This is a genomic window from Variovorax paradoxus, assembly GCF_022009635.1.
GTDB lineage: Bacteria > Pseudomonadota > Gammaproteobacteria > Burkholderiales > Burkholderiaceae_C > Variovorax.
In genome coordinates, this window is record NZ_CP091716.1 from 5,628,219 (window position 1) to 5,650,522 (window position 22,304).

At 68.8% G+C, this 22,304-nt stretch carries 19 protein-coding genes; 3 read left to right on the forward strand and 16 right to left on the reverse strand.

Annotated elements, in window-relative coordinates; translation table 11 throughout:
• Positions 1 to 83: 83 nt before the first annotated feature.
• Entirely contained in the window at positions 84 to 1,094 is a 1,011-nt protein-coding gene (locus L3V85_RS26075) for a LacI family DNA-binding transcriptional regulator (protein ID WP_237680649.1), read from the forward strand.
• A gap of 6 nt (positions 1,095 to 1,100) precedes the next feature.
• On the opposite strand, the gene L3V85_RS26080 is transcribed toward L3V85_RS26075, so the two are convergent.
• A complete protein-coding gene (locus L3V85_RS26080) occupies positions 1,101 to 2,165 on the reverse strand; it encodes an L-idonate 5-dehydrogenase (RefSeq protein ID WP_237675570.1) in 1,065 nt (354 codons plus the stop codon).
• A 16-nt stretch (positions 2,166 to 2,181) separates the two neighbouring features.
• The gene (locus L3V85_RS26085; protein WP_237675571.1) at positions 2,182 to 3,135 is read right to left on the reverse strand and encodes a 2-hydroxyacid dehydrogenase; all 954 of its coding nucleotides are present in this window, start codon (positions 3,133 to 3,135) and stop codon (positions 2,182 to 2,184) included.
• A 154-nt stretch (positions 3,136 to 3,289) separates the two neighbouring features.
• Here L3V85_RS26085 and L3V85_RS26090 point away from each other — a divergent pair, with 154 nt between their 5' ends.
• Together L3V85_RS26090 and L3V85_RS26095 are read left to right on the forward strand one after the other, a co-directional pair.
• On the forward strand, positions 3,290 to 4,051 hold the full coding sequence (locus L3V85_RS26090) for an SDR family oxidoreductase (RefSeq protein WP_237675572.1): 762 nt from the start codon (positions 3,290 to 3,292) through the stop codon (positions 4,049 to 4,051).
• Positions 4,052 to 4,055: 4 nt separating this feature from the next.
• On the forward strand, positions 4,056 to 4,601 hold the full coding sequence (locus tag L3V85_RS26095) for a gluconokinase (protein ID WP_237675573.1): 546 nt from the start codon (positions 4,056 to 4,058) through the stop codon (positions 4,599 to 4,601).
• Here L3V85_RS26095 and L3V85_RS26100 read toward each other — a convergent pair.
• The 14 genes from L3V85_RS26100 to motB all read right to left on the reverse strand — a co-directional run bounded on the left by L3V85_RS26100 (position 4,561) and on the right by motB (position 22,290).
• Positions 4,561 to 6,522, reverse strand: coding sequence for a glycoside hydrolase family 15 protein (locus L3V85_RS26100; protein ID WP_414080245.1), 1,962 nt, complete (start codon positions 6,520 to 6,522; stop codon positions 4,561 to 4,563). The genes L3V85_RS26095 and L3V85_RS26100 overlap by 41 nt on opposite strands.
• A 23-nt stretch (positions 6,523 to 6,545) precedes the next feature.
• Positions 6,546 to 7,280: an RNA polymerase sigma factor FliA gene (locus L3V85_RS26105; protein ID WP_237675575.1), complete on the reverse strand. Its 735-nt coding sequence runs from the start codon at positions 7,278 to 7,280 to the stop codon at positions 6,546 to 6,548.
• A 34-nt stretch (positions 7,281 to 7,314) separates the two neighbouring features.
• Entirely contained in the window at positions 7,315 to 8,148 is an 834-nt protein-coding gene (locus L3V85_RS26110; protein WP_237675576.1) for a MinD/ParA family ATP-binding protein, read from the reverse strand.
• Positions 8,149 to 8,158: 10 nt separating this feature from the next.
• Positions 8,159 to 10,696 carry a flagellar biosynthesis protein FlhF gene (gene flhF, locus L3V85_RS26115; protein ID WP_237675577.1) on the reverse strand — a complete coding sequence of 846 codons (2,538 nt, stop codon included), beginning with the start codon at positions 10,694 to 10,696 and terminating at the stop codon, positions 8,159 to 8,161.
• Positions 10,693 to 12,792 carry a flagellar biosynthesis protein FlhA gene (gene flhA / locus L3V85_RS26120; protein ID WP_237675578.1) on the reverse strand — a complete coding sequence of 700 codons (2,100 nt, stop codon included), beginning with the start codon at positions 12,790 to 12,792 and terminating at the stop codon, positions 10,693 to 10,695. Before flhA ends, flhF begins: the two co-directional genes overlap by 4 nt.
• Positions 12,789 to 13,943, reverse strand: coding sequence for a flagellar biosynthesis protein FlhB (flhB, locus tag L3V85_RS26125; RefSeq protein ID WP_237675579.1), 1,155 nt, complete (start codon positions 13,941 to 13,943; stop codon positions 12,789 to 12,791). The genes flhA and flhB overlap by 4 nt, the downstream gene beginning before the upstream one ends.
• Before the next feature lie 147 nt (positions 13,944 to 14,090).
• Positions 14,091 to 14,735, reverse strand: coding sequence for a protein phosphatase CheZ (gene cheZ / locus L3V85_RS26130; protein ID WP_237675580.1), 645 nt, complete (start codon positions 14,733 to 14,735; stop codon positions 14,091 to 14,093).
• Position 14,736: 1 nt separating this feature from the next.
• Positions 14,737 to 15,132: a chemotaxis response regulator CheY gene (cheY, locus tag L3V85_RS26135; RefSeq protein ID WP_237680650.1), complete on the reverse strand. Its 396-nt coding sequence runs from the start codon at positions 15,130 to 15,132 to the stop codon at positions 14,737 to 14,739.
• 31 nt (positions 15,133 to 15,163) lie between these two features.
• Positions 15,164 to 16,249 carry a protein-glutamate methylesterase/protein-glutamine glutaminase gene (locus tag L3V85_RS26140; RefSeq protein ID WP_272934129.1) on the reverse strand — a complete coding sequence of 362 codons (1,086 nt, stop codon included), beginning with the start codon at positions 16,247 to 16,249 and terminating at the stop codon, positions 15,164 to 15,166.
• Positions 16,246 to 16,920, reverse strand: a complete 675-nt coding sequence (gene cheD, locus L3V85_RS26145; protein ID WP_237675581.1) for a chemoreceptor glutamine deamidase CheD — start codon at positions 16,918 to 16,920, stop codon at positions 16,246 to 16,248. The genes L3V85_RS26140 and cheD overlap by 4 nt, the downstream gene beginning before the upstream one ends.
• Positions 16,917 to 17,750 (reverse strand): CheR family methyltransferase, encoded by an 834-nt coding sequence (locus L3V85_RS26150; RefSeq protein ID WP_237675582.1) that lies wholly within the window; start codon positions 17,748 to 17,750, stop codon positions 16,917 to 16,919. Before L3V85_RS26150 ends, cheD begins: the two co-directional genes overlap by 4 nt.
• 100 nt (positions 17,751 to 17,850) lie before the next feature.
• On the reverse strand, positions 17,851 to 19,158 hold the full coding sequence (locus L3V85_RS26155) for an EAL and HDOD domain-containing protein (protein ID WP_237675583.1): 1,308 nt from the start codon (positions 19,156 to 19,158) through the stop codon (positions 17,851 to 17,853).
• Between the two features lie 19 nt (positions 19,159 to 19,177).
• The gene (gene cheA, locus L3V85_RS26160) at positions 19,178 to 21,274 is read right to left on the reverse strand and encodes a chemotaxis protein CheA (RefSeq protein ID WP_237675584.1); all 2,097 of its coding nucleotides are present in this window, start codon (positions 21,272 to 21,274) and stop codon (positions 19,178 to 19,180) included.
• Positions 21,275 to 21,324: 50 nt separating this feature from the next.
• The gene (motB, locus tag L3V85_RS26165) at positions 21,325 to 22,290 is read right to left on the reverse strand and encodes a flagellar motor protein MotB (protein WP_237675585.1); all 966 of its coding nucleotides are present in this window, start codon (positions 22,288 to 22,290) and stop codon (positions 21,325 to 21,327) included.
• Positions 22,291 to 22,304: the final 14 nt, after the last annotated feature.

Consider the following 22,304-nt stretch of genomic DNA (forward strand, 5'->3'; position numbering starts at 1 on the left):
AGCGTCCACCCTCGAACACGACTCCCCGAGAGAGCCCCTTGCCCCCGACCAAAGCCTCCGCCCCTCTTTCCCGCCCGCCCACCATGGCCGACGTGGCCGCGCGCGTCGGCGTGTCGAAGATGACGGTCTCGCGCGCGCTCAACCGCAGCGTGGGCAGCGACCGCGTCACGTCGCAGGCGCTGCGCGAGCGCATCCTGCAGGCCTGCGAGGAGATGGGCTATGTCATCGACCAGACCGCGCGCACCTTCTCGAGCAAGCGCTCGGGCTTCGTCGCGGCGCTGATCCCCTCGCTCAACAACTCCAACTTCTCGGAGACCGTGCAGGGCATCACCGCGGCGGTGGAAGCGCACGGCCTGCAACTGCTGCTGGGCTACACCGACTACCGCATGGAGACCGAAGAGCGCCTGCTGCGCGCAATGCTCGCGCGAAGGCCCGAGGGCGTGATCCTCACCGGCGGCTCGCACACCCCCGCCGCGCGCGCCATGCTGCAGGCGGCCGGCGTGCCGGTGATCGAGACCTGGGACCTGCCCGCCACGCCCATCGGGCACACGGTCGGTTTCTCGAACGCCGAAGCCGCGGCGGCGATGGTGCGGCACCTGCACGGCAAGGGCTACCGGCGCATCGCCTTCATCGGCGGCACCTCGAACCGCGACACACGCGGCGCCGACCGCCAGCGCGGCTATGCGCAGGCGATCCGCGAACTGGGGCTGCCCGACGGACGCGTCATCAGCTTCGGCCAGCCGCCGATCTCGATGGCGCAAGGCGGCGAGGCCGTGGCGCAGCTCGTGCGCCAGTGGCCCGACGTGGATGCGGTGCTCTGCGTGTCCGACCTCTCGGCCTTCGGCGCGCTGATGGAATGCCAGCGCCAGGGCTGGGACGTGCCGGGCCGCATCGCGATCGCCGGCTTCGGCGACTTCGAGGTGGCGCGCGCCTGCCACCCTCGCATCACGACCGTGGCCGTGGATTGCGTGGGCATCGGCAAGGCGGCGGGCGAGCTGCTGCTGCGGGTGATCGACGGTGCGCAGGATGGGCACCGCCCGCCGTCAGAGACGGTGATGATCCCGTTCCATATCGAGCAGCGCGAAAGCTCCTGAGGGGCCTCAGGCAGCCGCTTCCATACCCGCGAAGTCGATCAGCACCTTCATCGCCTGCTTGCGATCGCTCGCCAGCTCGAAGGCCTCGCGCGCCTTCAGCATCGGGAAGGTATGCGTCACCACCGGCGACAGGTCGACCCGCCCTTCGTTGATGAGCCGCACCGCCAGCGCGAACTCGGCGTGGAAGCGGAACGAGCCGCAGATGCTCAGCTCCTTGGCCACCACCATGTTCTGCGGAATGCTCACGTCGCCGCCAAGGCCGAGCTGCGCGACCACGCCGCGCGGGCGCATCACCTCGAGCCCGTCGCGCAGCGCGCGTTCGTTGCCGGAGCATTCGAGCATCACGTCGAAGGTGCCCTTGTCGGCCGCGTAGCGCGAAACCCAGGCCTTGTCCTGCACGACGTTGATCGTCTGGTCCGCGCCCATCGCGCGTGCGATGACCAGCGGTTCGTCGACCACGTCGGTGGCGGTGATCTCGGCCGCGCCGTGCGCGCGCGCCGCCGCGATGGCCAGCACGCCGATGGGGCCGCAGCCCGACACCAGCACGCGCTTGCCCAGCAGCGGCCCGGCGCGCGACACGCCGTGCAGGCCCACCGAGAACGGCTCGGCCAGCGCGGCCAGCCGCAGCGGCACGTGCTCTGCCACCTTCACGCACTGCGTGGCCTCGCACAGCAGCATGTTGCGGAACGCGCCCTGCACATGCGGCGTGCGCATGGCACTCCCATAGAAGCGCATGTCCAGGCACTGGTTGGGCAGGCCTTCCAGGCAGAACTTGCAGGCGCCGCACGGGCGGCTGGGGTTGACGGCCACCTTGTCGCCGATGCGCACGCTGTCGACGCCGGGCGCCACCGCCACCACGGTTCCGGCCACCTCATGGCCCAGCACCATCGGCTCCTTGATGCGCACGGTGCCGAAGCCGCCGTTGTGAAAGTAGTGCAGGTCGGAGCCGCAGATGCCGCCCATGCCGACCTTCACCAATACCTGGCCGGGGCCGATTTCCCCGGCGTCCTGTTCGTCAAGCCGCAGGTCGTCGGGGGCGTGGATCACGAGGCACATGCAACGCAGACGCATGATGTTTCTTCTTTCTTCAGGCAACGGGGGTGACAAGGGGTTGGCCGGCAAAGTGGGCCTCGAGGTTGCGGCGCACCAGCTCGCCCATGGCGCGGCGCGTCTGTTCGGTGCCGCTGCCGTGGTGCGGGGTCAGCACCACGTTGTCGAGCACGGCGAACCGCGGGTCGATGCGCGGCTCGTTGAGGAACACGTCGAGCGCCGCGCCGGCGATGGCGCGCGCTTCGAGCGCCTGCAGCAGCGCGGCTTCGTCGACGGTGGTGCCGCGCGACACGTTCACCAGCCAGCCCTTGGGGCCCAGGGCCCGCAGCACTTCGGCGTTCACGATGCCGCGCGTGGCCTCGCCGCCGGGCAGGATGACGATGAGCACGTCGCACCAGTCGGCCATGGCGCTCAGGCTCGCGAAATGGCGGTGCGGGCTGTCGGCCTTCGGGCTGCGGCTGAAGTAGCCCAGCTCCACGTCGAAGCCCGAGAGCCGCTTGGCGATGGTGCCGCCGATGCGGCCGAAACCGGCAATGCCGACGCGCTGGCCGAAGACGCGCGTGGCCAGCGGCATGCCGCCCTGCGCCCACGCGCCGCTGCGCACGAACTGGTCGCCGGCCGGAATGCGCCGCTGCAGCGCCAGCGTGAGCCCCACGGCGAGATCGGCCACGTCGCCGTTGAGCACGTCGGGCGTGTTGGTCACGCGGATGCCGCGCGCGCGGCAGGCGGCCAGGTCGATGGCGTCGGTGCCCACGCCGTAGCAGGCGACCAGTTCCAGCTTGGGCAGCGACGCGATGAGCTCGGCGCTCGCGCCCAGTTCGCCGCGCGTGGCGATGGCGCGGATGTTCGCGCCGTGTTCGGCGATGAAGGCGGCCTGGTCCGGCGCCTCCCACAGGTGATGCAGGGTGTAGGCCGCCCGCATCGGTGCCATGTCCCATTCGGGGTAGGTGCCGGGCATGAGCACGTGCGGAGCATTGGCGGTAGCGGTCAAGCGGAGGTCTCCTGCTGCATGAAAGATACCGGTAACTCTAACCAATTGCCAAGGATAAATCCAGCGCGGGCTTCACCCATTGACGTTTTCTAAAGATACCGGTAACTTTCGCCAGCTGTCACCCTGTCACTGTCCCGTCCCCCAGGAGCTTTTCTTGAAACTGTTCGACCTCTCCGGGCGCACCGCCCTCATCACCGGCTCCAGCAAGGGCATCGGCTTCGCACTGGCCGCGGCGCTGGGCCAGGCCGGCGCGCGCGTCGTGCTCAATGCACGCGACGCCGCCGCGCTCACCGCCGCGCGCGACGCACTGCGCGCCCGGGGCATCGCCGCCGAGTCGGCCGCCTTCGACGTGACCGACGCCGCCGCGGTCGAGGCGGGCGTGGCGGCCATCGAGGCCGACGTCGGCGCCATCGACATCCTCGTCAACAACGCGGGCATGCAGCACCGCGGCGCGTTCGCCGAATTCCCCATCGACGCGTGGCACAAGATCACCACCACCAACATCGACAGCGTGTTCCTCGTGGGCCGCTTCGTGGCGCAACGCATGATCGAGCGCAAGCGCGGCAAGATCATCAACGTGTGCTCGGTGCAGAGCGAACTGGGCCGCCCCGGCATCGCGCCCTACGCCGCCACCAAGGGCGCGGTGAAGATGCTCACCAAGGGCATGGCCATCGACCTGGGCAAGTACGGCATCCAGGTCAACGGCCTGGGCCCCGGCTACTTCAAGACCGAACTGACGCAGGCGCTGGTGGCCGACGAGGCCTTCACCGCCTGGCTCTCCGGCCGCACGCCCGCCGGCCGCTGGGGCAATGTCGAGGAGCTCGGCGGCGCGGCCATCTTCCTGGCGTCGGACGCCTCCAGCTTCGTCAACGGCCATATCCTGTACGTGGACGGCGGCATCACCGCCAGCCTGTAGCAGCATGCAACCCCAGCAGCCCACCTGCGTGGTGGTGATGGGCGTGTCGGGCACCGGCAAGAGCAGCGTGGCGGCGGGGCTGGCGCGCATGCTCGAGCTGCCCTGGATCGACGCCGACGACCTGCACCTGCCCGAAGCCGTGGCGCGCATGCGGGCCGGCCAGCCGCTCGGCGACGAAGACCGCTGGCCCTGGCTCGACCGCGTGGGCCAGAACCTGGCCGACCGCACCGCCGCGCCCCGCGGCGTGGTGGTCGCCTGTTCCGCCCTGCGGCGTGCCTACCGCGACCGGCTGCGCGCCGCGTCGCCGTCGCTTCAGTTCGTGTTTCTCGACGGGGCCGCGGCGCTGGTGAGGCAGCGGCTGGAACAGCGCACCGGCCACTACATGCCGCCCACCCTGCTAGACAGCCAGCTGCAGACGCTGGAAAGACCCGACGCGAGCGAAGCCGACGTATGGCACGCCGCCATCGACACGCCGGTGGCACTGATCGTTGCCGACATCGGCGCGCGGTTCATCCAGCGCGCGAAGCAGAACGCGACCGCCGCCGCTTGAGCGGCGCCTTGCCGTCGAGATCCGCCAGCTCCCACACGCCGCCCGCCGCCGACACCAGCGCATGCGCGCTGTTGATGAGGCCGATGTGCGAAAACGCCTGCGGAAAGTTGCCCAGCTGACGCTGCCCGACCGGGTCGTATTCCTCCGCGAACAGGCCCAGGTCGTTGCCCAGCGCCAGCAGCCGCTTGAACAGCGCGCGCGCCTTGCGCAGCTTGCCCATGGCCACGTACACGTTGGTCAGCCAGAAGCTGCAGGCCAGGAACGCGCCCTCTCCGCCTTCGAGGCCGTCCACGCCTTTCTCGGTGCGGTAGCGGTAGACCAGCCCATTGAAGATCAGCTCTTTCTCGATGCGCGCGATGGTGCCCAGCACGCGCGGATCGTTGATCGGCAGGAAGCCGATCAGCGGCATCCACAGCAGCGCGGCATCGACCGTGTCGGCGCCGTAGTACTGCACGAAAGAATTGCTCGCCGCGTCATAGCCCCGCGCGCAGACCTCGGCATGGATCTCGTCGCGCGCCGCGCGCCAGCGATCGACCGGCCCTTCCAGGCCGAAGTCTTCCGCGCTCGCGATCATGCGGTCGAAGGCGAGCCAGCACATCATCTTGGAGTGCACGAAGTGGCGTGCCTCGCCGCGCACTTCCCACAGGCTGCAGTCGGGCTGCTTCCACAGCACCATGAGCTGCTTCGCAATGGCGCGCTCCAGCGGCCAGACCTTGTCCATGTCCGTGAGCCCGGCCTTGCGCGCCGCATGGAAAGCCGCGATGACCGAGCCGTACACGTCGAGCTGGCGCTGCCCGTGCGCGCCGTTGCCGATGCGCACCGGCCGGCTGTCGTCGTAGCCCGGCAGCCAGCCCAGCTCCAGCTCGGTGAGCGAGCGTTCGCCGTGCAGGCCGTACATCACCTGCAGCTCTTCGGGCGAACCGCCCACCGCGCGCATCAGCCACCAGCGCCAGGCGCTGGCCTCCTCCACATAGCCCGAGCCGATCAGCGCGTAGAGCGTGAGCGCGGCATCGCGCAGCCAGCAGAAGCGATAGTCCCAGTTGCGCTCGCCGCCGGGCAGCTCGGGCAGCGAGGTGCTGGGCGCGGCGACGATGCCGCCGGTGGGCTGGTAAGTCAGCGCCTTGAGCGTGAGCAGCGAGCGCATCACGGGTTCGCGGAACTCGCCGTGGTAGCCGCAGCGGTCGGTCCATGCGCACCACTCGGCGCTGGCCTGGGCCAGCAGCGCATTGGCGTCGCGCGTGACCGGCGGCTTTTCGTGCGAGGGAAACCAGTCGAGCACGAACGAAATCGCCTCCCCGGCCGACACGGTGAAGTCGGCACGGCTCGCGAAGTCCTCGTTGGTCAGCGGCACGCCGGAGCTGATGCGCACCGCGTCGGGGCCGGCGGTGGCATGCACCGCGCCGTCGCGCCGCTCGACCCAGGGGCACCATTCGCCGTAGTTGAAGCGGATGCGCAACTCGGTGTGCATGTTCACCGTGCCGCGCACGCCGCGCACGATGCGCACCACTTCGTGCGTGCCGCCGATGGCCGGGCGCGGCATGAAGTCGGTGACGACGGCAGTGCCCTTCGCCGTGTGGATGGTGGTCTCCAGCACCATGGTGCCGGGCAGGTAGCGCCGGGTTACGCGCGCCTTGGCGCTGCGCGCGCGCATCGTCCAGTGGCCGTTGCGCTCGTCGCCCAGAAGGCTCGCGAACATGGCGGCGGAGTCGAAGCGCGGCAGGCACAGCCATTCGATGTCGCCGCCCAGATGCACCAGCGCGGCGCTGTGGGTGGAGCCGATCAGCGCGTAGTCGGCAATGGGCCGGGCCGGGCGGGCAAGCCGCCGCCGCGCGAGGAGTTGGGGATTGGTGGTTGGCTGCTGGGACAAGCCGCAAGCCTCGCCTGCCCGCCAGCCGCATCGCGCCGGAAAGCGGCGCGACATGCTGACGGACAACGCCTATCCGGTCAGAGCAGGTCCTTGAGCTTCGCGCGCAGCCGGCTGATCGCCTGGCTGTGCAACTGGCACACCCGCGACTGGCTCACTTCCAGGATGGCGCCGATCTCGCGCAGGTTCAGTTCTTCCTCGTAGTAGAGGTTCAGCAGCAGCTGGTCGCGCTCCGGCAGCGCCGAGATGGCGTCCACCAGCTGGTGGCGAAAGCCGCTTTCGAGCAGTTGCTCCAGCGGATCGTCGCCGCCGCGCCGGTCGCGGCGCGCGTCCTTCGAGTGGATGTCCAGGAACGGGTTGTCCGGATCGTCCTTCGCGAAGTCTTCGACGTAGAGCAGCTGGCAGCCCTGGATCTCCTGCAGCATGGACTGGTAGGCCTCCAGGTCCATCTTCAGTTCCTTGGCGATCTCGCCTTCGCTCGGCGCACGCCCGAGCCGGTGGCCGAGCGCATGAATGGCTTTCTCGATGCCGCGCGCCGACTGGCGCAGGCCGCGCGAGCCCCAGTCGTTGGCGCGCAGCTCGTCGAGCATGGCGCCGCGGATGCGCTGGCTGACGAAGGTCTCGAACTGCGCGCCGCGGTTGTCCTGGTAGCGGCTGGACGCGTCCAGCAGGCCCAGCATGCCGGCCTGGATCAGGTCGTCCAGCTCCACGCTGGCGGGCAGCTTGGCCATCATCTGCAATGCGATGCGGCGCACCAGCGGCTGGTGCTGCGCCAGCAGGTGCGATTTCTCGATGGTTCCCTGTGCGGTGTACACGGACTTCCTCTTGCGGTTGTCTGCCGGGACCGGGTCAGGCGGCTGCCGTGTGCATCACGGCGGGGGCTGGATTGCCGGTGACGGCGACGCGCGCGTCTGCGCGCCAGGGCCAGCGCCCCATGTCGTCGGCCACGCGCCTGAAGTCGACCGCGGCCGCGCTGGCGGGAAAGGCCTCGACGATGGTCTGCTTCAGACGCCACGCATCGGCGATGCGCGCGTCGAAGCGGGCCCAGCCCGCCGCCTCCAGCGACAGCGCCAGGTAGCGACTGCCGGCGTTGGCCAGGTTGCTCATGACCTGCCGCGCCGCCTCGACCTCGGCCACGCCGTTGACCAGGAAGCGCAATTGCTTGAGCCCGTGCGCGTAGTGCAGGCGCTTGATGCCCGCGTAGGCGGTGGTGATCGACGCGGGCTGTGGCTGCAGCACCAGCAGCAGCTCGTCGGCGCCCTGCGCGAGCGGCGACAGGCGGCCTTCGCTGTCGAGCGCCGCATCGACGATGACCACGCCGTCGCGCCACATCGAACGCGGGTCTGTCACATCGTCCGCCACGCCCGGCGGCGCGGGCAGCACATGCACGCCGCTGCCGGCGCGCACGGCGGCGCCTTCGAGCGTGAGCCGGCCGGCGGCCACGTCGGCCAGGTTGCCCAGCGGATCGATGGCCCAGACCTCGCAGGCCGAACCGACCTTGGGGCAGTGCTCGTCGAGCAGCAGCACGTTCTTGCCCTGCTGCACCAGCGCGGCGCCCAGATTCATCGCGGCCGTGGTGGCGCCGGCGCCGGAACCCATGCTCGCGACCGCGACCACGCGCGTCTGTGTCTGCGCCAGCAGGCGACGCAGCCCGTCAGCCTGGTCCGCGACCATCTTGCTCATTGCGATCTCCTCAACCCTGCGGCTCCAGCGCGCGCGGCGCCTGAACGGGCGCGGTGGACTCGGTGCCCAGCGCCTCCAGCAGCAGGAAAAGCTTGCCCACGCCCGCGTACAGCGCGCTGCCGCTCATGAGCCGGCCGTTGCGCGCCGGACGCGCCGTCAGCTGGCCCAGCAGCATGCGCGTGCGGTCGGCCCATTCGCCCTCGGCCTGCAGCAGGCGCCACACGGTGGTGGTCATCTGGCCGGCGATCAGCAGGCGCTTCATGATGTTCGGGTCGCCCAGCTCGCCGATGCCGCCGATCAGCTGCACGCCGTCGCGCAGCAGGCGGAAGCACGGCTCGGCGTCGTTGGCCCAGCCCTGCCATTGCGCGAGCTGGCGCGCCGACACTTCCGTGCCGATGTTCGTCAGCGCATAGCTCTGCGCCAGCACGTTGCCGCTACGCGCGTCGAGCATGCGGGTAGCGACGCAGCGCAGCGCGGGCATGGCCTCGCGCCCGACGCCCGCCGCCACGGCGGCCGCGTTGAAACGCAGCACCACGTCGGCATGCGCCTCGCAGCGCAGCGCGGCCTTGCCGCGGAAGCGCACGGGCAGCCCTTCGCTGAACTCGAGGTCCAGGCGCGCGAGCGTGTCCGGTGCGCCGGTGCGCGCATCGATCACGGCCGTCGAGCCCGGTGCGCGCGCCAGCCAGCGCTGGCCCGCGGTCTGCCACTGCAGCATCGATTCGAGGCCGGGCAGGCGCGTGAGCACATGCACCATCGGCTTGTCGCCGAAGTCCTGCTGCCGCAGCCACGGCACCTGGCGCGCGCCCGGCTTGCGGGCGGCGTCCTTCATGCCGCGCGTGGCGGCGGTGGAAAGCCACTGGTTGGGCGCGGCCAGCGGCAGGCCGCTGCGGTCCGACAGCAGCAGGCTGCCGTGGCATTCGTAGGCGTCGCCGCCTTCGTTCGAGCGCAGGCCGACCTGGCCGCACAGCGCGAGCACATGGGTCTCGCAGCCGGCGGCGATCTCGCCGCGCGCATGCACCATCAGGTCCTGCAGCACCGCCTTCTGGCCGATGTCTTCGTCGGCGGCGTTGCGCCACAGCCCGCGCGCACGCTCGAAGCCGATCTGCGCGCCGGCCAGCGCGCTGGCGGCGGTGGCCAGCTCCTGCGCGTCGTGCGCCATCGCGCGAATGAGGTTCTGGTACTTCAACCGCAGGCGGTCGGCCTCGCCCTGCGCCTGCACCACCTGCACCACCTGCGCCGACGGGGCAGCGCCCGCGGGCTCTTCCTGCAGGTCGCTTTCGGCCGGCACGAACAGCGGGTTGTGCTGGCGCGGCTGGAACACGCTGTCCACCAATTGCGCGCGGTCGGCCTGCATCAGGTTCTCGGGCACCTTCTGGCCGCTGGAGATGTAGTGCACCGGCAGGCGATGGCGGATGACGGTGTCGATCAGCGCGCCCGGGTGCGTGGACTCGTCGACCTTGGTGAAGATGCAGCCGGTCAGGTCGTTGCCGTGGCGGTAGGCGTGCACCACTTCGTTGAGCGTGTCGCCGTGGCTGGTGGCGTTGAGCAGCAGCAGCCGCTTCACCGGGCGCGGGCTCTGGCCCAGCATGGCGATCTGCTCGGGCACGGCGCGGTCGCGCTGGCTCATGCCGACGGTGTCGATCAGCACCATGTGCTTGTCGCGCAGGTCCTGCAGCACCAGATGCAGGTCGGCCGCATCCTTCACGGCGTACACCGGTACATTGAGGATCTGGCCATAGATGCGCAACTGCTCGTAGGCGCCGATACGGTAGCTGTCGGTGGTGACCAGCGCGAGCTTGTCGGCGCCGAAGCGCATCACGCAGCGCGCGGCCAGCTTGGCGGTGGTGGTGGTCTTGCCGACACCGGTCGGGCCCATCAGCGCGTACACGCCGCCCTGCGCGAACAGGGCGTCTTCGTCTTCATGCACGGGCACCGCGCGGATCAGCTCGGCGCGCACGTAGGCCATGCCCTCGGCATAGGTCTGGCCGGTGGGCAGCTTCTCGAGCATGGCCTTCGACAGGCGCGCGCTGAAGCCTGCGCCCAGCAGCGTGCGCAGCAGGCGGCCGCGCACAGGGTCGCGGCGCTGCTTGTCGTTCCAGACCACGCTGGCGAGCTGTTCCTCGATCATGCCGCGCATGGAGTGCAGTTCGTTGAGCACGGTGTCGCCGTGGGGCACCGGCGCGGGCGCGGCCACGGGCTGGTGCAGCGGCACCGGGCGCGGGACTGGGGCGGCCGGCGCGACCTGCGCAACGGGTGCCGCGGCAGGTGCAATGACAGGCGCGGGCGCGGGCGCGGGCGCAGGTGCGGGTGCAGGCACAGGTGCCGGCGCGGGCGCAACCGCAGCCGTCACAGGCGCCGCGTTGCGCGCCACGCCCTGCACATCGCCCTCCACCATGGCGACGATCTCGACGCCCTCGGCGGTGGCACGGTGGGTCAGCACGATGGCGTCGGCGCCGAGCGCCTCGCGCACCATCCTCAGGGCTTCGCGGCTGGTGGCCGCGACGAATTTGCGTGCGGTGGTGCGCACGTCGTTCTGCTGGGAATTCAACCTCGTCCTCCAATGGCGGCAGTGATCTTGATGGTGCGGGAATCAGGGATTTCCGCGTGCGAAAGAACCTTGAGCTGCGGCAGGCTGCGCCGCAGGAAACGGGACAGCAGCACGCGCAGCGAGTGCTGCACGACGAGCACCGGGGCCAGCCCCATCTGCTCCTGCCGCTGGATGGCGGCCTGCGCCTGGTGCAGCAGGTTGTCGGCAATGCCGGGCTCGATGCCGCCGCTGTTGCTCAGCGCCTGCTGCAGCACGCCGTCGAGCGCGCCGTCCAGGCCGATGACCTGCATCTCCGCATCGCCCGGGAACAGCTGCTGCGTGATGGCGCGGCCCAGCGCCAGGCGCGTGAGCGTGGTGAGTTCGGTCGGGTCCTTGATGGTCGGCGCATGCTCGGCCATCACGTCCAGGATGGTGCGCATGTCGCGGATCGGCACCTCTTCGTCGAGCAGGTTCTGCAGCACCTTGTGCAGCGTGCTGAGCGACAGCACCTTGGGCACCAGGTCCTCGGTGAGCTTGGGCGCGGTCTTGGCGATCTGGTCGAGCAGCTGCTGCACTTCCTGGCGGCCCAGCAGCTCGGCGGCGTGCGTCTGTATCAGGTGGTTCAGGTGCGTGGCCATCACCGTGCAGGCGTCGACCACCGTGTAGCCGTACACCTGCGCCTGCTGGCGCTGGCTGGCGTCGATCCACACCGCGGGCAGGCCGAAGGCCGGGTCGCGCGTGGGCGCGCCGGGCAGCGTGCCCGACACCTGGCCGGGGTTGATGGCCATCCACTGGTTGGGGAAGGCTTCGCCGCGGCCGATCTCCACGTCCTTCAGGCTGATGACGTAGGTGTTGGGCTTGATCTCCAGGTTGTCGCGGATGTGCACCACCGGCACCAGGAAGCCGATGTCCTGCGCGATCTTCTTGCGGATGCTCTTGATACGGCCCAGCAGTTCGCCCTGCTGCGACTGGTCCACCAGCGGAATCAGGCGGTAGCCGACCTGCATGCCCAGCGGGTCGACCATGGCCACGTCGTCCCAGGTGGCCTCGGCCATCTCGCCGCCGGGCGCGAGGGTCGCGGCCTGCGCGGCGGCCGCTTCCTGCGCGGCCTGCTGCTGCGGCTTGCGCTTCACCAGGCGGCGGCCCAGCCACACCAGGCCGCCCGCGATCAGCAGGAACGCCAGGTTCGGCATGCCGGGAATCATGCCCAGCAGGCCGACGATGCCGGCCGTCAGGAACAGCACCTGCGGGTTCGCGAACAGCTGGCCCGTGAGCTGGCTGCCGACGTCTTCGTCGGTGGTCACGCGCGAGACGATCACGCCGGCCGCGGTCGAGATCACCAGCGCCGGAATCTGCGCCACCAGGCCGTCGCCGATAGCCAGCAGCGTGTAGGTCTTGCCGGCGGTGGAGAAGTCCAGCCCGTGCTGCACCATCCCGACGATCAGCCCGCCGATGATGTTGATCACCATGATGAGCAGGCCCGCGATCGCGTCGCCGCGCACGAACTTGCTGGCACCGTCCATCGAGCCGTAGAAGTCGGCTTCCTGCGCCACTTCCTGGCGGCGCTTGCGGGCCACTTCCTCGCCGATCAGGCCGGCGTTGAGGTCGGCGTCGATGGCCATCTGCTTGCCCGGCATCGCGTCGAGCATGAAGCGCGCGCCCACCTCGGCGATGCGGCCCGCGCCCTTGGTGATCACCATGAAGTTGATGAGCACGAGGATGATGAACACCATCACGCCCACGGCGAAGTTGCCGCCCACCAGGAAGTGGCCGAAGGCCTCGATCACCTTGCCCGCGGCATCGGGGCCGGTGTGGCCGTGCATCAGCACCACGCGGGTGGAAGCCACGTTCAGCGACAGGCGCAGCAGCGTCGAGAACAGCAGCACCGCCGGGAAGGCCGCGAAATCGAGCGCCTTCATGGTGTACATGCTCACCAGCAGCACCATCACCGACATGGCGATGTTGAAGGTGAACAGCAGGTCGAGCAGGAATGGCGGCAGGGGCAGCACCATCATGCTCAGGATCATGATGATGAGAATCGGCCCGGCCAGTCCCTTGAACTGCGATCCGGAGAACATCTGCGTCGGCAGACGCAACAGGTTGGTCATCGCGTTCATGCGGTTTTCGCTGTGTCTTTCACTGTGTATTCAAGGGCTTGCGGCACTTGCAGGTCGGTGGGTGTACGGGGGGCTTCGCCGCCCTCGCTCTTCCAGCGCTTGAGCTGGTAGACCCACGCCAGCACTTCGGCCACCGCGGTGTAGAGGCCGCTCGGAATTTCGTCGCCCACCTTGGTGTGCTTGTAGAGCGAACGCGTGAGCGGCGGGGCTTCGAGGATGGCGACGTTGTGTTCCTTGGCCAGCTCGCGGATGCGCGCGGCCACCAGGTCGGTGCCCTTGGCGACCACGCGCGGCGCGCGCATGTCGCTGTCCAGGTACTTCAGCGCCACTGCAAAGTGCGTGGGGTTGGTCAGCACGATGTCGGCCTTGGGCACTTCGGACATCATCCGGCGCTTGGCGATCTGCTGTTGCTGGCGGCGGATCTGCGCCTTGATGTGCGGGTCGCCTTCGCTTTCCTTGTGCTCCTGGCGCAGGTCTTCGCGCGACATGCGCAGCTTGCGGTAGTAGCTCCAGAGCTGGAAGGGCACGTCGATCAGCGCCACCAAAAACAGCGTGGCCGCGATCAGCACGCAGTGCTTGGCCACCAGCACCAGCGCGTGCGGCAGCGCATAGTGCGCGGGCTGCGCCATGAGCGCCATCACGGTGCCGATGTCGCTCGCAATCACCCACCACGCCACGCCGCCGATCAGCGCCGACTTGGCCAGCGCCTTGACCAGCTCGGCCAGCGACTGCGCCGAGAACATGCGCGCGATGCCGGACAGCGGATTGATCTTGCTGAACTTGGGCGCGACGGCCTCGGCGGAGAACATCCAGCCGCCGAGCATCAGCGGCGCGGCCACGGCCGCGACCATCATCATCCCGAACAGCGGGCCGATGGCCATCAGCGTCTGCAGCGCCATGAGCCCGGTCTGGGCCAGCATGTGAGAGGTGTCGAACGCGCTTGCGCGCTCGAACTGCAGGCCGCGGCGCAGCGAGCCGTCCATGCTCTCGCTGAGCAGCCCCGCGCTGAACCACAGGCCCGCGCTCGCGGTACCCAGCATCACGAACGTGGTGAGTTCCCGCGAACGGGCGACGTTGCCTTCCTCGCGCGCCTTTTCCAGGCGCCGCTCGGAGGCAGGTTCCGTTTTTTCGAGATCGCTTTCCTCAGCCATTCATGCTCCGAACCAGCAGTGGCGAAGTACGCCTTGCTCATGACCAAATTATTGAATTCGGTCGTCCGGAACAATCCGCCGATAAGGGCCCTTATCGCCCTGCAGTTCGGCCAATGAAGCAGAGGGCCTGGCCACCCTGCCCGAGGTCTAGAAGCCCAGGCTCTCCAGCAGGTCGTCCACCTGCGCCTGGTCGGTCACCGCCTCGGGGTTGCCGGGCTTGACCTGCGGGCCGTTCTGCAGGCTCTGCGTGGCCTCCTGGCGCTTTTCGGGCGGGGAGTTGTCGATCAGCACCTGGAGCAGCTGCGTCTCCACGTCGTTGACCACTTCCATCATCTTCTTGATGACCTGGCCGGTCAGGTCCTGGAAGTCCTGCGCCATGAGGATTTCCATCAGCTGAGAGTTGATGGCGCTGGCGCGGTCGGGCACTTCATTGAGGTAGCCGCGCGTGTCGAGCACCAGCTCGCGCGCCTGGTCGAGTTCCAGGGGGTTCTCGAACCACTTGTCCCAGCGCTTGGTCAGGCCCTTGGCGTCGTTCGCCAGCGCTTCCTGCAGCGGCTGCGCCACGTCGATGGCGTTGAGCGCGCGGTGCGCCGCGCGCTCGGTGGTCGCGGCCACGTAGCTCAGGCGGTCGCGCGCATCGGGAATGGCCTGCGCGGCCTTGGCCACCTGCTTGTCCAGGCCGAGCTCGCGCAGGCCCTCGCGCAGCTGGCGCGTGAGCTGGCCGATGCGGCCGAGCAGCTGTTCCGCAGTGTTGTTGGTGGAGTCCGCGGCTCCCGAAGCGTCTTGGTTCATTTCAGGCGGCCTCTTTGGCGAGCTTTTCGAAGATCTTGGTGATCTTTTCCTCGAGCGTGGCGGCGGTGAAGGGCTTCACCACGTAGCCGTTGGCGCCCGCCTGCGCGGCCGCCACGATGTTTTCCTTCTTGGCTTCGGCCGTGACCATCAGCACCGGGATCTTCTGCAGCTCGGGGTCGGCGCGGATGGTCTGCAGCATGGTCAGGCCGTCCATGTTCGGCATGTTCCAGTCGGACACCACGAAGCCGAAATTGCCGCCGCGCAGTTTTTCGATGCCGGCCGCGCCGTCCTCGGCTTCGTCGACGTTGAGGAACTCCAGTTCCTTCAGCAGATTGCGCACGATGCGGCGCATGGTCGGGAAGTCGTCCACAACCAGGATTTTGATGCTCTTGTCGATCACGATATTTCCAACTCCAACAGGTCGTTTTTCAAACTCGGTTCGCACGTTCGCCGAACGTGCGAAGGTGTGCCAGTACCCTGCGACTCACTTCGCTCAGGGGAGACACGTCGTCCACCGCGCCCAGCGCGATGGCCTCGCGCGGCATGCCGAAGACCACGCAGCTGGCCTCGTCCTGCGCCAGCGTGTGGGCGCCGGCGCGCTTCATGCGCAACAGGCCCTCGGCGCCGTCCTTGCCCATGCCGGTCAGGATGATGCCGATGGCGTTCTTGCCCGCGTACTTGGCGGCCGAATCGAACAGCACGTCGATCGACGGGCGGTGGCGGTTCACCGGCGGTTCCTGGTCGAGGTGCGCCACGTAGTTGGCGCCGCTTCGGCCCAGCGACAGGTGAAAGCCGCCCGGCGCAATGTAGGCGTAGCCCGGCAGGACGCGCTCGCCGTGCTCCGCTTCCTTCACGTTGATGCGGCACAGGCCGTCCAGGCGCTGCGCGAACGAACGCGTGAAACCGGCCGGCATGTGCTGCGCGATCAGCACCGCGGGCGAGTCGGGTGGCAGCGGCTGCAGCACCTCGCGGATGGCTTCGGTGCCGCCGGTGGAAGCGCCGATGATGATCAGCTTCTCCGTACTGAGCAGCGGGCTGCGCAGGAGCGACTCCTGCGGCGCGTCGGACGCGGGCCGGGCCGAGGCCGCGTGCCGGCTCGGCAGCAGCCGCGCGCTGGCGGCGGTGCGGATCTTGCCGGCGATCAGCTCGGTGTAGTTGAGCAGGCCGTCGCGCACTCCCAGGCGCGGCTTGGTCACGAAGTCGATGGCGCCCAGCTCGAGCGCGCGCAGCGCGATTTCGGAGCCGCGCTCGGTCAGCGACGACACCATGACCACCGGCATGGGCCGCAGCCGCATGAGCTTCTCGAGGAACTCCAGGCCGTCCATGCGCGGCATTTCCACGTCGAGCGTGAGCACGTCGGGGTTGGTGACCTTGATGAGGTCGCGCGCCACCAGCGGATCGGCCGCCGTGCCCACCACGGTCATGTCGCTCTGGCTGTTGATGATCTCGGTCATCACGCTGCGGATCAGTGCCGAGTCGTCGACACACAGTACTTTTATTTTTTTGACGCTCACCGGCTTCCTTTGATGGCGGCCATGGGCACCGCACGGGCGGCCAGGGCATTGCTTGTTTTTTCCGGCTCGGGCACCACGCGCTGGCCGGACAGCCTGCGCAGCAGTTCGCCCTCCTCGCGCTGGATCGACCGGACTTCCGTCTGCGCGCGCAGCTTGCGCACGATCGCCTTGCCGGTGACCGGCAGGAAATACACACGCCGCGCATGCGGCCCCCGCAGGTCTTGCGCGGCGATCTCGATGCGCTCCGCACGCAGGTAGCGCAGCACGAAGTCCGCGTTGCGGTCGCCGATGTTCAGCGTGGTCATGTTGGCCAGCACCGCGCCGCCGCCGAACACCTTGGCCTGCAGCCGGTCGCGGCGCGCGCCCGCGCGCACCAGTTCGCGGATCAGCACGTCCATCGCATAGGTGCCGTAGCGCATCGAGTCGGTGGCGTCGCGCATGCCGGATTCGCTGTCGTCGGGCAGCATGAAGTGGTTCATGCCGGCCACGCCGGCCTCCGCGTCGTGCAGGCACGCCGCCACGCACGAGCCCAGCACCGTGCTCAGCACCGTGTCGCCCGCCGTCACGTAGTACTCCGACGGCAGCAGCTTCACGGCCATCTGGCCGACGTCGCGGTCGAAGTAGTGATGGCTGGCCACCGAGTCCGGCGCGCTGGGGCTGGAATGGGTCATGCCGCGCCCGGGGCGCGCGTGCGCGCCAGTTCGTAGACCGTCTGGCCGAGCGACTTGAAGGACTGATTGACCAGCGACGCGTTCTCCGAATGCCCGGCGAACAGCAGCCCGTTGGGCTTGAACAGCGGCACGAAGCGGTCGAGCACCTTCTTCTGCGTCGGCTTGTCGAAATAGATCATCACGTTGCGGCAGAAGATGGCGTCGACCGGCTCCTTCACCGACCAGGCGCTGTCCAGCAGGTTGAGCCGCGAGAACTTCACCAGCGCGGCCACCTCGGGGCGGATGCGCACCTTGCCCGCGTTGGCGCCCGTGCCTTTGTTGAAGAAGCGGCGCAGCCGCTCCGGCGACAGCCGCTCGACCTGCTCGGTGGTGAACACGCCGGCCGCGGCCTTGGCCAGCACCGCGGTGTCGATGTCGGTCGCGATGACGCGCGCCGAACCCGCCTTGTCGCCCAGCGCCTCCATCAGCGTGATGGCGATCGAATACGGCTCCTCGCCGGTCGAGGCCGCCGCGCACCACACCGTCACCGGCTGCGGCATCTTGCGCACGTGCGCGGCCAGGGCCGGGAAGTGGTGCGCCTCGCGGAAGAACGAGGTCAGGTTGGTGGTGAGCGAGTTGATGAACAACTGCCACTCGCCGTCGCCGCCGCTGGACTCCAGCCAGTCGAGGTACGTGGAAAACTCAGGGAACTGAAGCTCCCTCAGGCGACGCGAAAGCCGGCTGTACACCATCTGCCGCTTCTGGTCGCCAAGGGCGATGCCGGCGCGGCGATGAATGAGAGTCCGGATTCTGGAAAAGTCGTTGTCGGTAAAAAGGAACTCGTTATTCACGGCCGGTCCAGCCTGCAAGCATGGCTTTCAATGTACATAGCGGTTGCCGTTTCCAATGGTTCGATCAGACGCACAAAAACCCTGCACTTTCGATGTCATCTCAGGGGCTGGACGCGGCCGGTCCCGCGTCCTGCGACCACACCAGCGCCGAAAGTTGCGCCGCATTGACCTGCGCCGCGCTCAGGAAAAGTGCCTCCGCCAGGCGCGGGGCCTGGCCGTCGTCGAGCTCGCAGCTCTCGGCCAGCGCCACGAACGGGCCGTACAGGCCGCCGCGCGACAGGATGGCCTGCTGCACCGAATCGGTGAGCTGCACCTTGCGCAGCACGCCTTCCATCGACACGCCCAGCAGCTGGTCGAGCAGCGAGAACATGCCCGCCACGAACAGGTTGTCCGATTCGCTGGGCGGCAGCATGCCCTGCCCCATCAGCTCGACGAAGCGCCCGCGCAGGATGGCCTTCTTCATCATGAAGGGCGAGCTGGCCTTGTTGCTGGTGGCCAGCAGCAGCGACAGCCAGCGGTACAGCGGCGAATAGCCGAGCATGGCCACCGCATGGCGCAGCGAATGGATCTCCACCGCCACGCCGACCGAAGGCGAATTGATGTAGCGCAGCAGCCGGTAGGTGAGCGCCGCGTCGTGCTTGAGCGCGGCCTCGATGGCGCGCACGTCCTCGTTGCGCTGGATCATCTGCATGAGCTGCACGATCAGCAGCGACTCGGGCTGCAGCGCGTCGTCCACGTCGCGCACCGGCGGGTTGCGGAAGGCGCCGTCGATGAACACGTTCACGCGCCGGGTGGCGCAGGCGTCGAATTCCTTCCAGGTGCTCACGCGGGGCGCCACCAGTTCGACCGGCGGATGGCCCTGCTGGGCTTCCTGACGTACGCGCACCACGGTGTCGGCGTCCAGCGCGTCCACTTCGAAGTGGGTGACGATGGCGCGCAGCTCGGGATCGGCCGGCAGCATGGCGGCGCCGCGCAGCATGAAGCCGAAGCCTTGCTCGTGCAGGAGCAGCAGCATCGAGCGCAGGTCGACATCGGTCAGGTCTTCCTTGCTCATGCACAGCACCACGCTCTGCGGCGGCAGCGACTGCAGTTCGCTCTGGAACAGCGCGTCGAGCGAGACATCCACGAACACCAGCATGGAGCCGAGCTGCCAGCCGCCGTTTTCGGGGTTCAGGTGCAGGGCCACCGTGTCCATCAGCGCCTTGACGCCGGCACTCGCCTGGGCACCGCTCGGCTCGCCCGCCGGACGCCAGGCCAGGCGGTAGCCGACGACGCGCCGCTGGGCGTCGAGCAGCATGGCGTAGGCCACGTGGCCGCCCGTGCCGGCGCCTTGCCCGCGCGCGGCCTCGGCACCGTCGCCGCCCTTGGCGTCGTCGGAACCGGAGCGTCGAAAGAAGTCGAAACGCATTCAGCTGTCTCCGTGGGGCTCAGAGTGCAATGGCGTCGGTCCTCCGGGCGGCTCCCGCCAGGGCGGCCGCGCTCGCGGCCTGCGCGCGCTGGATGCGGGGCATGGCACCCACGTCGATGATGAAGGCCACGCTGCCGTCGCCGAGGATGGTGGCGGCGGAGATGCCCGGCACCTTGCGATAGTTGGTTTCCAGGTTCTTCACCACCACCTGGTGCTGTCCGAGCAGCTCGTCGACCAGCAGCGCGAAGCGGCTGTCGTCGGCCTGAACGATCACCAGGATGCCCTGCGTCGGGTGTGTCTGCGCGCCCGCCACGTCGAACACGCGGTGCAGCTCGATCAGCGGCAGGTATTCGCCGCGCACGCGGATCACGTGGCCGTCGGCGGTGATGGAGTGCAGGTGCTCCGGCAGCGGCTGCAGCGATTCGATCACGTAGCTCAGCGGCAGGATGTAGGCCTCGTCGCCCACCTTCACCGACATGCCGTTCAGGATGGCCAGCGTGAGCGGCAGCACGATGCGGGTGGTGGTGCCCTGCCCGCCGCGCGAATGGATTTCCACATGGCCGCCCATTTCCTGGATGTTGCGCTTGACCACGTCCATGCCCACGCCGCGGCCCGAGATGTCGGTGACCTGCTCGGCGGTGGAGAAGCCGGGCGCGAAGATGAGCTGCCACACCTCTTCGTCGGGCATGGTCTCGCTGACCGGCAGGCCTTGCTGCAGGGCCTTGGCCAGGATGCGCTCGCGGTTCAGGCCCGCGCCGTCGTCGCTCACCTCGATCACGATGTTGCCGCCGTGGTGCTGCGCCGACAGCAGCAGCTGGCCGGTGGCGTCCTTGCCCTTGGCCAGGCGCACGTCGGGCGTCTCGATGCCGTGGTCCAGGCTGTTGCGCACCAGGTGCGTGAGCGGGTCGACGATGCGTTCGATCAGGCCCTTGTCGAGCTCGGTTTCCTTGCCGTAGGTGTCCAGGCGCACCTGCTTGCCCAGTTTGGCGCTGACATCGCGGATCACGCGTGGGAAGCGGCTGAACACGTAGTCCATCGGCATCATGCGGATGGACATCACCGATTCCTGCAGGTCGCGCGCGTTGCGCTCCAGGTGGCCGAGGCCGCTGAGGAAACGCTCGTAGGCCACCGGGTCGAGCATGGTCGCGGCCTGCGTGAGCATCGACTGCGTGATGACGAGTTCGCCCACGAGGTTGATGAGCTGGTCGACCTTCTCGACGTCGACGCGGATGGAGCTGGATTCCTTGGTGCCTGCGGCCGCGGCGGGCGCCGCCGTCGCGGCCGGCGCGGCTGGTGCGGCCTGCGCGACGGGTGCCGCGGCAGCGACCACGGCCGGCGCCTTCGCGGGCGCTTCGGCGGCGGGGGCCGGCGCCGCGGGTTCCGGCGCCACCACGGCGGCGGCCGCTTCGCGCGTGATGTCGATCTGCGATTCGTCGATGACGAAGCAGCACACGGCGACGATGTCGTCGGGATCGCAGGTGGTCTCGAGCAGCACCGTCAGCTGGTCGTTGCTGCGCGTGCGCGACAGCACCTTGCCGAGGTTGGAGAGTTCGCCCGCGAGCAGGTCGCACTCGCTGTCGGACAGGCGGGCGAAGCGGATGCGCAGCACGCCGTCGCCGGCGGGCACCGCGGCCTCGGCCGGTGCGGCCGCCGCGACGGGAGCAGGCGCCGGTGCCGCCACGGGCGCAGCCGCTGCAGTGGCGGCCGCGTGCGCCGCAAGGCTTTCGTCGCCGCTTTCCAGCGCGAGTTGCTGAAGCACGCCGCAGATGTGCGCGACCATGTCAGGGTTCGGCTCCTGGCCGGCCTGGTATGCGGTGAGTTGTTCTTGCAAGGCGTCCTTCGTTTCCAGAAATGCATCGATCATTCGACCGTTCAGGCTCAGCTGCCCGTGGCGGGCGCGGTCCAGAAGCGTTTCGAGCACGTGCGTGGTGTTGGTCAAGGCGGTGAAACCGAACGTCGCCGCACCGCCCTTGATGGAGTGCGCGGCGCGGAAGATGGCATTGAGCTGCTCGCTGTCGGGCGCCTCGACGTCGAGGTCCAGCAGCAGTTGCTCCATCTCCGCGAGAAGCTCGATGGCTTCGACGAAGAATGCCTGGGTGAATTGACTGAGGTCCATCTCTTTGCTCCGGGCCGGCGCTGGCGCCGTCCCCTGGGTTGTCTGCGTTGTTATTCCGTCGTCGCAGCCGGTGCTTCCGTCGCCACCGGCGCCGTCACTGCCACTGGCGCGGGCGTTTGCGCTGGCAATGCCGCGGCAGCCTTGGGCGCCGCGCCTGCGGGAGTCAGCTTGCCGACGCGCATGCTGCCGCCGTCGCTGCTGTTCTCGCGCTCGATGCGCTCCTGGGTACGGCGGTTGAGCAGGATGATGCTGATGCGCCGGTTGATGGGGTTGCGCGGCTCCGCCCGGTCCAGGTGCATGCTGTCGGCCAGCCCGATGACGCGCAGCACCTTGCCCTCCGTCAAGCCGCCGACCACCAGCTCGCGGCGCGAGGCGTTGGCGCGGTCGGCCGACAGCTCCCAGTTGCCGTACGAGCGGTCGTTGTTGTAGACGATGGCGTCGGTGTGCCCCGACAGCGTGAGCTTGTTGGGCAGGCCGTTGAGCGCCGGGGCCAGTTCGCGCAGGATGGCGCGCATGTGCGGCACCACGCGGGCGCTGGCCAGCTCGAACATCGGGCGGTTCTCGGTGTCCACGATCTGCAGGCGCAGGCCTTCGGTGGTGATGTCGATGAGGATCTGCGAGCGGAACTGCTGGAACACCGGGCTCTTCTCGATCAGCTCGTCGAGCTTTTTCTTCATCTCGGCCAGCCGGGTCGCGTCGGCTTCTTCCTCGGCATCGGCCTGCTTGACCTCGCCCTCGACGTGCATCACGTCGGCGCCGCCGCCGGGGATCATGCTGTTGCTCAGGCTGGCCTTGTCGCCGCCATGCATCGCCACGCGCAGCGGCATGCGAAAGTGCTCGGCAATGCCTTCGCGCTGCTTCGGGCTCGAAATGGAAAGCAGCCACATGACCAGGAAGAAGGCCATCATGGCCGTCATGAAGTCGGCATACGCGATCTTCCAGCCGCCGCCATGGTGGCCGCCGCCCCCGCCCTTGTGGACGTGCTTGATGATGATCTGGGGCTTGCCTTCGCTCATGGTCGCTCGCTTGT